The sequence below is a fragment of the Streptomyces sp. NPDC041940 genome (assembly GCF_055589465.1).
Window position 1 is genome coordinate 136,286 of record NZ_JBVJBP010000014.1, and the last position, 12,656, is coordinate 148,941.

12 protein-coding genes are annotated in these 12,656 nt (G+C 73.4%); 5 read left to right on the top strand and 7 right to left on the bottom strand.

The genetic code is table 11. From position 1 onward, the window contains the following. Positions 1–19 precede the first annotated feature (19 nt). Genes ACZ6I3_RS23870 through ACZ6I3_RS23880 form a run of 3 tightly spaced genes read left to right on the top strand, consistent with a single transcriptional unit; the run spans position 20 to position 3,997 of the window. Positions 20–1,090, top strand: a complete 1,071-nt coding sequence (locus tag ACZ6I3_RS23870; RefSeq protein ID WP_469417301.1) for a quaternary amine ABC transporter ATP-binding protein — start codon at positions 20–22, stop codon at positions 1,088–1,090. Beyond that, positions 1,090–3,039, top strand: a complete 1,950-nt coding sequence (locus ACZ6I3_RS23875; protein ID WP_469417181.1) for an ABC transporter permease — start codon at positions 1,090–1,092, stop codon at positions 3,037–3,039. The genes ACZ6I3_RS23870 and ACZ6I3_RS23875 overlap by 1 nt, the downstream gene beginning before the upstream one ends. A 1-nt stretch (position 3,040) precedes the next feature. Further along, a complete protein-coding gene (locus ACZ6I3_RS23880; protein WP_469417183.1) occupies positions 3,041–3,997 on the top strand; it encodes an ABC transporter substrate-binding protein in 957 nt (318 codons plus the stop codon). Positions 3,998–4,003: 6 nt separating this feature from the next. Here ACZ6I3_RS23880 and ACZ6I3_RS23885 read toward each other — a convergent pair whose 3' ends face one another. From ACZ6I3_RS23885 to ACZ6I3_RS23895, 3 genes are read right to left on the bottom strand one after another with little or no spacing between them, the layout of a single operon-like run. Next, a complete protein-coding gene (locus tag ACZ6I3_RS23885; protein WP_469417184.1) occupies positions 4,004–4,720 on the bottom strand; it encodes an isocitrate lyase/PEP mutase family protein in 717 nt (238 codons plus the stop codon). Positions 4,721–4,757: 37 nt separating this feature from the next. Next, a complete protein-coding gene (locus ACZ6I3_RS23890; protein ID WP_469417186.1) occupies positions 4,758–4,892 on the bottom strand; it encodes a carboxymuconolactone decarboxylase family protein in 135 nt (44 codons plus the stop codon). Between the two features lie 15 nt (positions 4,893–4,907). Continuing rightward, on the bottom strand, positions 4,908–5,417 hold the full coding sequence (locus ACZ6I3_RS23895) for a carboxymuconolactone decarboxylase family protein (protein WP_469417188.1): 510 nt from the start codon (positions 5,415–5,417) through the stop codon (positions 4,908–4,910). A gap of 47 nt (positions 5,418–5,464) precedes the next feature. Between ACZ6I3_RS23895 and pdxR the strand changes: the two genes are divergently transcribed. Then, positions 5,465–6,859: a MocR-like pyridoxine biosynthesis transcription factor PdxR gene (pdxR, locus tag ACZ6I3_RS23900; protein WP_469417189.1), complete on the top strand. Its 1,395-nt coding sequence runs from the start codon at positions 5,465–5,467 to the stop codon at positions 6,857–6,859. 49 nt (positions 6,860–6,908) lie between these two features. Further along, on the top strand, positions 6,909–7,376 hold the full coding sequence (locus ACZ6I3_RS23905; protein ID WP_469417191.1) for a carboxymuconolactone decarboxylase family protein: 468 nt from the start codon (positions 6,909–6,911) through the stop codon (positions 7,374–7,376). 75 nt (positions 7,377–7,451) lie between these two features. On the opposite strand, the gene ACZ6I3_RS23910 is transcribed toward ACZ6I3_RS23905, so the two are convergent. From ACZ6I3_RS23910 to ACZ6I3_RS23925, 4 genes are read right to left on the bottom strand one after another with little or no spacing between them, the layout of a single operon-like run. Continuing rightward, positions 7,452–8,249, bottom strand: coding sequence for an aminotransferase class IV (locus ACZ6I3_RS23910; protein WP_469417192.1), 798 nt, complete (start codon positions 8,247–8,249; stop codon positions 7,452–7,454). 13 nt (positions 8,250–8,262) lie between these two features. After that, a complete protein-coding gene (locus ACZ6I3_RS23915; RefSeq protein WP_469417194.1) occupies positions 8,263–9,441 on the bottom strand; it encodes an FAD-dependent monooxygenase in 1,179 nt (392 codons plus the stop codon). Then, a complete protein-coding gene (locus ACZ6I3_RS23920) occupies positions 9,438–11,021 on the bottom strand; it encodes a class I adenylate-forming enzyme family protein (RefSeq protein ID WP_469417196.1) in 1,584 nt (527 codons plus the stop codon). Before ACZ6I3_RS23920 ends, ACZ6I3_RS23915 begins: the two co-directional genes overlap by 4 nt. A 23-nt stretch (positions 11,022–11,044) precedes the next feature. Then, positions 11,045–12,514: an AMP-binding protein gene (locus tag ACZ6I3_RS23925; RefSeq protein ID WP_469417303.1), complete on the bottom strand. Its 1,470-nt coding sequence runs from the start codon at positions 12,512–12,514 to the stop codon at positions 11,045–11,047. Positions 12,515–12,656: the final 142 nt, after the last annotated feature.

Below are 12,656 nucleotides of genomic sequence, written 5' to 3' on the forward strand. Positions count from 1 at the left end.
CCCCACGGAGGAGCAGCGCATGGACACCACCCCCGTCTTCTCGGTGGAGGGCCTGTGGAAGGTGTTCGGCCCCAAGGCCGAGCGCGTCCCCGCCGACCCCGAGCTCACCGCCCTCGACGCCGACGAGCTGCGCTCGCGCACCGGCTGCACGGCCGCCGTCCGCGACGTCAGCTTCGATGTCCGCAAGGGCGAGGTCTTCGTCGTCATGGGCCTGTCCGGCTCCGGCAAGTCCACGCTGGTGCGCTGTCTGACCCGGCTCATCGAGCCGACGGCAGGCACCATCGCCATCGACGGCGAGGACGTCCGCGCCATGGACCGCTCCCGGCTGCGCGAACTGCGCCGCCACCGAGCCGCCATGGTCTTCCAGCACTTCGGCCTGCTGCCGCACCGCACGGTCCTCGACAACGTCGCCTACGGCCTGGAGATCCAGGGCGTCGGCAAGGCCGAGCGGCGTGAGCGGGCCGCCGAGGTCGTCGCCAAGGTCGGCCTGGACGGCATGGAGCACCGCCGCCCCAGCCAGCTCTCCGGCGGCCAGCAGCAGCGCGTGGGCCTCGCCCGCGCACTCGCCGTCGACCCCGAGGTCCTCCTCTTCGACGAGCCGTTCAGCGCGCTCGACCCGCTCATCCGGCGGGAGATGCAGGAGGAAGTGGTCCGGCTGCACCGCGAGGAAGGCCGCACGATGGTCTTCATCACGCACGACCTCCAGGAGGCCCTCAAGCTGGGCGACCGCATCGCCCTGATGCGCGGCGGCCGGGTCGTCCAGCTCGGCACGCCCGAGGAGATCGTGGGCTCGCCCGCCGACGACTACGTCCGCGAGTTCGTCCGGGACGTCCCGCGCGAGCAGGTCCTCACCGTCCGCACGGCCATGCGCAACCCGTCGGCGGACATGGACGGCAGCGGCCCGGCCGTCCGGCCCGACGCGACGGTCTCCGAGGCGATCGAGGCGGTCGCCCGCGCCGGCGCTCCGGCCCGGGTCGTGGACGACGGCCGGTGCGTGGGCATGGTCGACTCCGACACGCTGCTCGGTGTCGTCGCCGGCACGGAGCAGCCAGCTCCGCCCGGGACGGAGAAGTCCAAGGAGGCGGTGTGATGGCGACCATCACCGCGAACCCGCCCCGGGTCGGCCTGCCCGGCCTCCTCAAGCACCGGGCCGTGCACAAGCTGCTGCTCCTCGCCCTGGCCGCCGCGATCCTCGTGCCGCTGGCCAACGCCCGCTGGGCGAGCGGCAGCTGGCCCACCGCACTGACCGTCGACTTCTCCGAGCCGCTCGCCAAGGCCAGCGACTGGATCATCGACAACCGCGACAGCCACCCGCTGTTCCTCTACTTCTTCGGCCACGTCAGCAACGTCGTCGTCATCGCCGTACGGGCCGTCTACCTCGGCCTCCTGGCCGTCGGCTGGGCGGGCGTCACGGCCCTGGGCGCGCTGGTCGCCTGGCGCGTCGCGGGCATCCGGCTCGCGCTCGGCACGGGCGTCGCGTTCCTCGCCTGCGGCCTGCTCGGCATGTGGGTGCCGACCATGCAGACGCTCGCCCTGATGGTCGTCGCGGTCCTCGCGTCGGTCCTGGTGGGCGCGCTGCTCGGGCTCGCCGCCGGACTGTCCGACCGGATGGACCGCGTGCTGCGCCCGGTCCTGGACACCATGCAGGTGCTCCCCGCCTTCGCCTATCTGCTGCCGGTCGTGCTGGTCTTCGGCATCGGCGTCCCGGCGGCCGTCCTGGCCACCGTCATCTACGCCGCCCCGCCCATGGCCCGGCTGACCTCGCTCGGTCTGCGCGGCGTCGACAAGGGCGTGCTGGAGGCCGTCGAGTCGCTCGGCTCCACCGCACGCCAGCGGCTGCTGACCGCCCGGCTCCCGCTGGCCCGCAAGGAACTCCTCCTCGGCCTCAACCAGACGATCATGATGGCGCTGTCCATGGCCGTCATCGCGGCCGTCATCGGCGCGGGCGGTCTCGGTGACCGCGTCTACCAGGCGCTCGCCTCCGTCGACGTCGGTGCCGCGCTCGCCGCCGGTATCCCGATCGTGCTGCTCGCCGTCGTCCTGGACCGCGTCACGGGCGCGGCGGGGGAGCGGCTCGGCGCCGAACCGGAGCCCCGGCGCGGACTCGGCTGGCTCTACGCCCTGGTCGCCTTCGCCGCCGTGGCGGTCGCCGGGCGTCTCGCGGGCCGGCTCGACTGGCCCGAGTCGTGGGTCGTCGGCATCGCCGAGCCCGTCAACCGCGCGGTCGACTGGATGATCGCGCACCTGTACTCGGGCGTCCCCGTCATCGGCGGCACCGCCGACTGGGCGGGCCACTTCACCACCTGGGTCCTCGACCCGGTGCGCGACGGCCTGCAGGGGCTGCCCTGGTGGTCGGTCCTGCTGGTCGTCGCCGCCCTGGCCTGGGTGATCGGCACCTGGCGCACCGCGCTCACCGCCGTCCTCGCCATGGCCGCGATCGGCGCGCTCGGCGTCTGGAAGCCGTCCCTCGACACCCTGTCGCAGGTCCTCGCCGCCGTCGCCGTCACCCTCGTCCTCGGCTTCGCCATCGGCATCGCGGCGGCCCGCAGCGACCGCCTGGAGCGGCTGCTGCGTCCCGTCCTCGACGTGTTCCAGACCATGCCGCAGTTCGTGTACCTCATCCCGGTCGTCGCCCTCTTCGGCGTCGGCCGCGCCCCGGCCGTCGCCGCCGCGATCGTGTACGCGCTGCCCGCCGTCGTCCGGATCACCACCCAGGGCCTGCGCCAGGTCGACCCCGCCGCGCTGGAGTCCTCCAGCTCGCTCGGCGCGACCAGCTGGCAGCAGCTGAGGCAGGTCCAGCTCCCGCTGGCCCGCCCGGCGCTGCTGCTCGCCGTCAACCAGGGCCTCGTCCTGGTCCTCGCCGTCGTCGTCATCGGCGGCCTGGTCGGCGGTGGCGCGCTCGGCTACGACGTGGTCTTCGGCCTCGCCCAGGGCGACCTGGCGACCGGTCTGGTGGCCGGCGCGGCGATCGTCTGCCTCGGCCTGATGCTCGACCGGGTGACCCAGCCCACCGAACGCCGCGCGAAGAAGGGAGCCTGACATGCGAGTCCGTACGACGGCGATAGCCGCCACCGTCAGCTCCCTGGCGCTGCTCACCGGCTGCGGCGCCGCCGACATGACCAAGCAGGCCTCGCCCTTCGCCAACGCGCAGGGCGCCAAGTCCGTGACCCTGTCCGTGCAGTCCTGGGTGGGCGCGCAGGCCAACGTGGCCGTCGCCCAGTACCTCCTGGAGAACGAGCTGGGCTACCGCGTCGACACCGTCCAGGTCGACGAGGTGCCCGCCTGGGACGCGCTCAGCCAGGGCCGTGTCGACGCGCTCCTGGAGGACTGGGGCCACCCCGAGCAGGAGCAGCGGTACGTCAAGGACAAGAAGACGATCGCGCCCGGCGGCGGACTCGGCGTCACCGGGCACATCGGCTGGTTCGTCCCGACGTACTTCGCCAAGAAGCACCCGGACATCACGAACTGGAAGAACCTCAACAAGTACGCCGACCAGTTCCGCACCCCGGAGAGCGGCAGCAAGGGCCAGCTGATGGACGGTTCGCCGTCCTATGTCACCAACGACAAGGCGCTGGTGAAGAACCTGAAGCTGGACTACCAGGTGGTGTTCGCCGGCTCCGAGGCGGCGCAGATCACCCAGATGAGGCAGTTCGCCAAGGAGAAGAAGCCCTTCCTCACCTACTGGTACTCCCCGCAGTGGCTGTTCGAGAAGGTCCCGATGACCGAGGTGAAGCTGCCGGAGTACAAGGAGGGCTGCGACGCCGACCTGGAGAAGGTCGCCTGCGCCTACCCGCACACGCCGCTGCAGAAGTACCTCAACGCGGACTTCGCCAAGAACGGCGGCAAGGCGGCGGCCTTCCTGAAGAAGTTCAAGTGGACGACCGAGGACCAGAACGAGGTCTCCCTGCTGATCGCCGACAAGAAGATGACCCCGGAGGAGGCGGCGAAGAAGTGGGTGGACAGCCACAAGTCCACCTGGAAGAAGTGGCTGTCCTGACCTGCTCTACGTCAACTGACCGGCGATCTCCCGCAAGGCCAGGGTGGCCTGCCGCTGGAGTCGCGGCCCGAAGGTGATCCGGGTGGCCCCTCGCGCGCCGAGTTCGGCGGGCGAGGGGCCTTCGCCCGGTACGGCCCCCACATTGACGGGCCCCTGGATCCCGGCCCGCAGCAGCGGCAGCACCGCCGTCGGGGCCCCGATCGGGTAGACGCAGTCGGCGCCCGCGGCGACGTACAACGCGGCTCGCTCGATGGCCCGTTCGGGATCCTGGACCCCGCGGGAGAAGGTGTCCACGCGCGCGTTCACGAAGAGCCGCTCACCGGCTGCCTCCCGCACCTCGGCCAGCCAGTCGGCGTGCGCACGCGGGTCCTTGAGCACCCCGTCCTCGGAGTCCTCCAGATTGCAGCCCACCGCCCCCGTCTCCAGCAGCCGCTCCACCAGCTCCTTCGGCGCGAGTCCGTAGCCGCCCTCGACATCCGCCGACACCGGCACGTCGACGGCCCGGACGATCCGGGCGACCGCGCCGAACATCTCGTCGACCGGAGTCTGCCCGTCCTCGTACCCGAGGGAAGCGGCGACTCCGGCGCTGGGCGTGGCGAGCGCGGGGAAGCCCGCCTCCACGAACACCCGCGCACTGGCCGCGTCCCAGGGGCCGGGCAGCACGAGGGGATCACCCGGCACCCGGTGGTGGTGCAGGGCGCGGAACTCATCGGCCTTGCTCATGGCGTGTGACCCCCCGGCGGGATCCGGCGGCTCACCATCACCCGGTCCCAGTTGTTGATGGCGACGACCAGCCCAGGCCGAGCTGCTGCTCACTCACCCCGGACTCGCGGGCGATCACGAGATGCATGTCGAGGCAGAACGCGCAGTGGTTGAGCTGCGAGGCACGGATCACGACGAGTTCGGCCCATCACTTGTACTGCCCGGGCTGGTAGTGCCCCGGCGCCATCCGGCAGGTCACGCCGAACCGGTTCCAGGCGTTGATCACCGTGATCGCGGCGATCAGCTGCGCCAGCTCCGCCTCCTCGAAGTGCCGGGCGGCCTGCTCGTACACCTCGTCCGGCACGAACCCGTCCGTCAGCACGGTCACGGCCTCCGTCAGCTCCAGCGCCGCGAGCTCCTTCTCGGTGTAGAAGTGCCGCGACTCCTCCCACGCGCCGAGCTGCACGATCCGCTCGACGCTCTCGCCCGCCGCGAGGGCGTCCTTGGTGTGCATGTCGAGGCAGAAGGCGCAGTGGTTGACCTGGGAGGCACGGATCTTCACAAGCTCGTACAGCGTGTGGTCCAGGCCCTGCCGGGCGGCGGTGTCGAGCCGGACCATCGCCTTGTAGACGTCGGGCGCGTGCTTGGCCCACTCCAGGCGGGCGGGCCGCTCGGGGGCGTACTCCACTGTCGTGGCGTTCTCGGTGTGCGTCGTCATGCCCTCGACCCTAGGAAGGAAGCAGCCCAGGAGTATGGTCCATTTCCATGGCGGAACCATGGGCCACTCTGGGCATCGACCTGCACGTGGAGCCGACCGGCCCGGGCCTGCGCCGGGGGCTGACCGACGCCCTGCGCGAGGCGGTGCGCTCCGGCCGGCTCGCCCCCGGCACCCGGCTGCCCTCCTCCCGCGCGCTCGCCGCCGACCTGGGCATCGCCCGCAACACGGTCGCCGACGCCTACGCCGACCTGGTCGCCGAGGGCTGGCTCACCGCCCGGCAGGGCTCGGGAACCCGGGTCGCCGAGAGGACGGTCGCCCCGCCGGCCGGTACGGCGCCCCACCCCCACCCCCGCGCGCACACCCGCCCGGCCTACGACCTGCGTCCCGGCAGCCCCGACCTCGCGTCCTTCCCGCGCGCGGAGTGGCTCAAGGCCGCCCGCCGCGCCCTCACCGCCGCCCCGTACGACGCGCTGGACTACGGCGACCCCCGGGGCCGCCCGGAGCTGCGGGCCGCGCTCGCCGGCTACCTCTCCCGGGCCCGGGGCGTACGGGCCGACCCCGAACGGATCGTGGTGTGCGCCGGGTTCGCGCACGGCCTGAAGCTGCTCGGCACCGTCCTGCGGGCGCGCGGGGCCCGGACCGTCGCGGTCGAGTCGTACGGGCTCGACGTGCACGGGAGGCTCCTCGCCGCGTCCGGCCTGGACACCACCCCGCTGCCCTTCGACCGACTGGGCACGGACCCGGGCGAGTTGTCCGGCGCCGACGCGATCCTCCTCACCCCCGCCCACCAGTTCCCCATGGGCGTGCCCCTGCACCGCGACCGCCGAGCGGCCGTCGTGGACTGGGCGCGCAGCACCGGCGGGCTGTTGCTGGAGGACGACTACGACGGCGAGTTCCGCTACGACCGTCAGCCCGTGGGGGCGCTCCAGGGCCTGGACCCCGACCGGGTGATCTATCTGGGCACCGCCAGCAAGTCCCTCGCCCCCGGGCTGCGGCTGGCCTGGGCGGTGCTGCCGCCGGGTCTCGCCGAGGAGGTCACGGCGGCGAAGGGCGGCGTCGACACCTGCGGGGTGCTGGACCAGCTGACCCTGGCCGAGTTCCTCGCCTCCGGGGCCTACGACCGCCATGTGCGCGCGACCCGCCTGCGCTACCGCCGCCGCCGTGACGCCCTGGTCGCCGCCGTCGCGGCCCGTGCTCCCGGGGCCCGGGTCACCGGCATCGCGGCCGGTCTGCACGTCCTGCTGCGGCTGCCGCCCGGCACCGAGCAGTCGGTGGTCCAGGCAGCCCACTGGCGGGGGCTCGCGCTCCACGGACTCGCCCGCTACACCCACCCCGGCGCGCGGGCGGCTCCGGTCGACGCCCTGGTCGTCGGATACGGGACCCCACCTGACCACGCCTGGTCGGGGGCGCTGGACGCGCTGTGTGCGGTACTGCCCGGATAATCGCGCGAATTCCCCTTCGGTAATGCGCTCTTGAGGATATGGTCACCTCATGAGTGAAAGCCCTTCCCTATCCCGCGTCGCCCTGAAGAAAATCACCCCGGACGTCTCCGCCGCAATGGGTTCCCTGCACTCCGCCGCCGTTTCCGCGGCGCAGGACGCCAAGGTCGAACCGGAACTGCTCGAACTGGTCAGGATCCGCGCCTCGCAGATCAACGGCTGCGCGTTCTGCCTCGACATGCACACCAAGGACGCCCGCTCCCAGGGCGAGACCGAACAGCGCCTGTACACCCTGAACGCCTGGCGGGAGACGCCTTTCTTCACCGAGCGGGAGCGCGCCGCACTGGCGCTGACCGAGGCCGTGACCCTCGTCCACGACGGTCGCGTCCCGGACGCCGTGTACGCCGAGGCGGCCGAGGTGTTCGACGAGAACCAGATCGCCGCGCTGATCTGGGCGGCCACCGTCATCAATGCCTACAACCGCATCGCGATAGCCACGCGTATGGTTCCGAAGAGCTGAAAAAGAACAGCGGAAATCACGCCGGGTCGAATTCCTTCGGCCCGGCGTCGTCATGTCCTCTGTTCTTCCGCGAATTCAGCTCGGCAGCGGCTCCATGAGGCCGTCCAGCCACCCCCGCCATTCCCCGGCCCGCTCCGCCGGAGGCACCCGCATCGGGCGTCCCGTCCAGTCCGTCACGGGCCGGATCCCGTGCAGCGCGTTCACCAGCCACACCTCACGGCCGTCCAGCTCGGCCACGGTCCGCTCACGGTGCGCGATCCGGATCCCGGACCGCAGCGCCCGCTCCTGGATCAGCCCGGCCGTCACACCCGGCAGGACCGGCAGCCCGGGCGGGGGCAGACACAGGGTGTCGTCCTCCCACCACAGCACGCTGGCGGTGGCCGACTCCAGCACCGTGCCCGAGGGCGCGATCAGCAGTGCCTCCTCAGCGCCCTCGCCGGCGGCCCGGCGGCGCACCCGGGCCAGGGTCTCCAGGTCCGGGCCCTTGCACCGGGGCACGGTCCGCGGGTCGGGCTGGCCCGCCGCCCACAGCCGGATCTCCGTGCCGAGCGGCGGGGCGGGACGCACCAGCAGCCGCAACTCCAGGGAGCCCGCCGCGAGTTCCACCCGAGGGAACCACTCACCCGTACGCGGCAGCGCGGCGGTCACGTCCTGCCAGAACGCGACGAGCCGGCGCGGCTCCGGACCGCCGCACTCGACGCAGGACCGCGAGAACCGCTCCCGGTGCCGGGCGTAGGCCCGCACCCGGCCCTCGCGCAGCAGCCACGAGTCCGCGACGAGCAGCCGCCCCCCGGCCTCCTGGTCCGGGGCGGGGGCCAGGCCACGGCCGGGCGTCCACGTCCACACGCCTTCCGCCACCGCCGGTCGTGTCACCACCCGCTCCTCCTCAGTACTTGCGGCCCGCGACGGCCGGCGCCCCGTTCCGTGGCCCGTACGGCGCGTGCTCCAGCCAGGATCCGCACCACGGGAGCACCGGCGCCAGGGCCGCCGCCGCCCGCTGTCTGACCCGGACGATACGGCGATGCGGCCGCAGATGGTCCAGGGCCGTACCGGCGGCGGCGCTGTTGAACAGGCCCGCCGCCCACCGCACCTCGGCGAAGTGTCCGACCGCCTCGACGGTCCCCGCGGCGATCGCCTCGGCGGCGGCCGCCGCGTCCGCGATCCCGCTGTTCATGCCGCGTGCCCCGAACGGCGGGAAGAGATGCGCCGCCTCCCCGGCCAGCAGCACGCGCCCGTGCGGATCGGTGAACGAGGCCGCCACCTTGCGCAGGAAGCGGTACGTCGACACCCACAGGATCCGCTCGCCGTAGCCGTCCCCGACGACTCCGGGCAGCCAGCGCCGTACGGCCTCCTCGGTGCCGTACTCCTCCTGCGCGTCGTCGTCCCGGCACTGCAGGTCGACCTGGAAGCCCCCGGTGAACGGCACCCGCATCACACTGCGCCCGCCGACGCCGGGATGCTCGTAGTGGAAGACCCGCTCCAGCGGCAGCTCCGCGCCCGGCACGTCGGCGACGTCCACCACGACGTGGAAGCCCTCGCCGTGCGTGCCCTCCATGGCGATGCCCAGCTCGCGCCGGACCGCCGAGCGGGCGCCGTCGGCGGCCACGGCGTACGCGCCCGTCCACACCCGCCCGTCCTCGCCCGTCAGCCGGACCTCCGACTCCGAGGTGCTCACGCCCGCCACGCGCGCGCCCCACACGAACTCCACCCCGGCGCCCTCGCAGGCCGCGCGCAGGAACCGTTCGGTGTCCGTCTGGCGCAGGCTGGTGAAGGGCGGCCGGCCGGACGGCGGCGGGAAGGTGCGGGCGTAGACCTCACGCCCCCGGTAGAGGGTGCGCCGGGTGTGCCAGGTCCGCCCGTACGAGGTGATCTCGGCGGCGAGACCGGGCAGCATCGCGTCCAGCAGGCCCAGGGTCTCCCGGTGCACGAACAGGGCCCGGCTGCCGGGCCGTTCCCGGTCCTCGGGGTCGGCCTCCAGCAGCGTGACCGGCAGGCCGTGCGACCGCAGTGCGAGGGCCGCCGACAGGCCCACCGGCCCGGCACCGGCCACCAGGACCGGGGTCATGTGCGAGCGCCCTCGGTGAGCATCCGGGCGATCTCCACCCGCTTCACCTTCCACGTCGCGGTCATCGGCAGTTCCTCGAACCGCCACTGCCGCGGCTCGGCCATCGCCGGCAGTCCCGCCGTCGCCTGCCGCCAGCGCTCCGGGTCCAGGGGGCGCTCGCCGCGCACGCACACCACCGGCACCGGCTCGCGGTCCGCGCCCGGCACGATGACGACCTCGCGCAGCTCCTCAAGACGGGACATCAGCGCGTCCTCGACCTCCAGGTTGCTGTGCACGGCGTCGATCCGGTCCACCTCACGGTCGATCAGGTACAGCCCGCCCAGACGGCTCCGGTAGCCCATGTCGCCCATCTCCCACCAGCCGTCGGTGAGCTGACGGTCGTAGCGCTCCGGCATGCCCAGGTAGGTGAGGATGCGGCCCCGGGTGCGGGCCTCGATCCGGCCGGGCGTGCCGGGCGCGACCCGTCTGCCCTCGGCGTCGGTGACACGGACCCGGGTGAAGCCGGGTATCCCGATCCCGACCCGGCGCCCGTCCACCCGGGCGGCACCGCGCCGGGTCACCACCTGGAACGCCACCGGGCCCGTCTCGCTCTGCCCGTACAGCTGGATCAGCCAGGGCGTACGGCGCCGGGACGCGCCCAGCAGCCGCCGTACGGTGCGCGGGTGGATCGCGTCGAACGTGGAGCCGTACGACCGGACCCGGGACAGCGGGGCCCCGGGCGCGTCGGCCAGTTCCTCCCACAGCACGAACGTGTTGGGATGTGTCTCCACGATCCCGGGCCGGTGCCGCACCAGCAGCGGGCCCACCGCGGCCGGGTCCGGGTCGGTGATCAGCACGAGCGGGCTGCCGAAGTGCAGCAGGACGCCGAGCAGATGGTAGAAGCGCGAGTGCACGAACGACATGTGCAGCGCCGCCGGTTCGCCCCGGGTGGGCCAGCCCATCGCCTGCTGCGGCACGAGCCGGTTCCACATGGTCTGCGGGCAGTGCACGGCCAGCTTCGGGACGCCGGTGGTGCCCGAGCTGTGGGTGATCAGGGCGGGTTCGCGGGGGTGCAGCCGGACCGGCGGGGGCGGCTCGGCGCCGGAGTACTTCGCCAGGGGCTCCGCCCCGGGCGCGTCGTCCACGGAGAGCGTCCGCCGCACGAGCCCGGACAGGGCGAGGTCCCTCAGACCGTCCAGGGTGGCGCTGTCGGTGATCAGCCAGGGGCGGCGCAGCCGGGCGAGGAGCTGCCCGGCGACCTGCGGGGCCAGCGTGGGCGACAGCAGCACCGGCACGGCACCGATCCTGGAGGCGGCGCAGGTCAGCAGCATGATGTCGACGTTGTCGGCCTTGTGCACGACGACCTGCTCCGAGGGCCGCACCCCGGCCTCCCACAGCCGGCCGGACAGTTCCTCGACCACGTCGGCCAGCACGGTGTAGCTCAGGTCGACCCCGAGGGAGGGGTTGACGTCCAGCGGCCGGTCCAGGGTGACGAAGACGGCCCCGTGCCGGTCGGCCGCACGCCGGAAGACCGGTCCCAGGTAGAAGCCGCGCTCGGCGAGCGAGGGCAAGGACAAGGGCTGGGCCTGCGACTGTCGCATGAGGCCGTTCCTTTCCGTGGTGTTCACCAGGCGCCCCGGCGCACCAGATGGCGGCGGAGCTTCCCGGTCGGGGTGCGCGGCAGCGACGAGACGAAGCTGACGCTGCGGGGGACCTTGAAGGCGGCGAGGCTCTCCCGCGCCAGGCCGGTCAGCTCGTCCGACAGACCGTCCCGCACGGACGCGACCGGCACCACGAAGGCCCGCAGCCGGCTCGCGCCCCGCCCGTCCGCGACCGCCGCGACGGCCACCTCCCGCACCGCCGGATGGCCACGCAGCACGGCCTCCACCTCCAGCGGGGAGACGGTGATGCCGCCCACCATCTCCATGTCGTCGGCGCGGCCCAGATGCCGGTAGGAGCCGTCCGGTTCGCGGCACGCCCGGTCGTGGGTGGCCAGCCAGCCGCCGACCAGGGTCCGCGCGGTCTCCTCCGGCCGGTTCAGATAGCCGGGCGTGACCGTCGGCCCGCGCACCCACATCTCGCCCTCCTCGCCGTCCGGCACCGGGTGCCCGTCCCGGTCCCGCAGCTCCACCTCGAAGCCGGGCACGGGACGGCCGACGGTGCCCGGGTGGTCGTGGGCGAAGCCGTTGGCGCAGAACGCGTGACCGGCCTCGGTTGAGCCGATCTGCTCCAGCACCGGCGCCCCGAGCAGCGCGGTCAGCTGCCGTGCGAGCCCGTCCGGCAGCCCCTCGCCGGCCGACACCGCGGCCCGCACCGAGGCGAAGCAGCCCTCGTGTCCGTGGCCCCGCTCGGCGACCAGCGCCGCGTAGGCGGACGGCACGGAGTAGAGCAGCGTCACCCGGTGCCGGGCGACCAGCTCGTCGATGCCGGCCGGGGTCGGACGCCGGTCCACCAGCACCGCGGCGGAACCGGAGAACAGCGGGAAGACGAAGGCGTTGCCGAAGCCGTACGCGAAGTACAGCTTCGACACCGACAGCGTGACGTCGTCCGCGGTGATCCGCAGCACCCGCCGGCCCACCAGGTCGTGGTACGTCCGCGGATCGCCGTGCGTGTGCACGACGCCCTTGGGGCGGCCCGTGGTGCCGGAGGTGTACTGGACGTAGAGCGGGGCGTGCGCGTCGACCTGGTGGGCGGGCGCGGGCTCGGCGGCGGGGGCGAGCGCCATCAGCTGATCCGCTCCGAGGCAGGACCGGCGGGCGAACCGCTCCTCCAGGCCCGGGCCCGTCACACACAGCAGGGCCCCGGTGTCCTCGGCCAGGAACACGTGGTCGGCCGCGGGGAGTTCGGGATTGACCAGGACCGCCACGGCGCCGAGCCGGGCGGTGGCGAGGAACGCCGTCACCCAGGCGAGGGAGTCGGGCAGCGCCAGCAGCACACGGTCCCCGGGGCGCACCCCGTGCTCCGCGAGCACGGTGGCCGCACGGGCCGCGAGGTCGTGCACCTCCCCGTGGGTCCAGGCCCGGTGCCCCTGGTGAAAGGCGGTCCGCCCGTTCCACCCGCGCCGCTCGGCGAGCTCCGCGAGCTGGGCCGCCATGTTCCCGGGCACCTCGGTCTCGGCCGGGTTCCCCTCGGCCTGAGGCGCGGGGGTCTCGGCCTGCGGCGTGGGCGTATCGGCCTGCGGCCTGATCGCCTGGGCCTGAGCACCGGTCATGTCGGCCTGGGGCGCGGTGGCTTCG

What these genes read in the sequence shown, in the direction of transcription:
- ACZ6I3_RS23895 (WP_469417188.1), bottom strand. Translation starts at nt 5,417, where the DNA reads ATGACGACGCACACCGAGAACGCCACGACAGTGGAGTACGCCCCCGAG.
- ACZ6I3_RS23905 (WP_469417191.1), top strand. Translation starts at nt 6,909, where the DNA reads ATGAGTGAAAGCCCTTCCCTATCCCGCGTCGCCCTGAAGAAAATCACC.
- ACZ6I3_RS23915 (WP_469417194.1), bottom strand. Translation starts at nt 9,441, where the DNA reads ATGACCCCGGTCCTGGTGGCCGGTGCCGGGCCGGTGGGCCTGTCGGCG.
- ACZ6I3_RS23870 (WP_469417301.1), top strand. Translation starts at nt 20, where the DNA reads ATGGACACCACCCCCGTCTTCTCGGTGGAGGGCCTGTGGAAGGTGTTC.
- pdxR (WP_469417189.1), top strand. Translation starts at nt 5,465, where the DNA reads ATGGCGGAACCATGGGCCACTCTGGGCATCGACCTGCACGTGGAGCCG.
- ACZ6I3_RS23885 (WP_469417184.1), bottom strand. Translation starts at nt 4,720, where the DNA reads ATGAGCAAGGCCGATGAGTTCCGCGCCCTGCACCACCACCGGGTGCCG.
- ACZ6I3_RS23880 (WP_469417183.1), top strand. Translation starts at nt 3,041, where the DNA reads ATGCGAGTCCGTACGACGGCGATAGCCGCCACCGTCAGCTCCCTGGCG.
- ACZ6I3_RS23925 (WP_469417303.1), bottom strand. Translation starts at nt 12,514, where the DNA reads ATGGCGGCCCAGCTCGCGGAGCTCGCCGAGCGGCGCGGGTGGAACGGG.
- ACZ6I3_RS23875 (WP_469417181.1), top strand. Translation starts at nt 1,090, where the DNA reads ATGGCGACCATCACCGCGAACCCGCCCCGGGTCGGCCTGCCCGGCCTC.
- ACZ6I3_RS23920 (WP_469417196.1), bottom strand. Translation starts at nt 11,021, where the DNA reads ATGCGACAGTCGCAGGCCCAGCCCTTGTCCTTGCCCTCGCTCGCCGAG.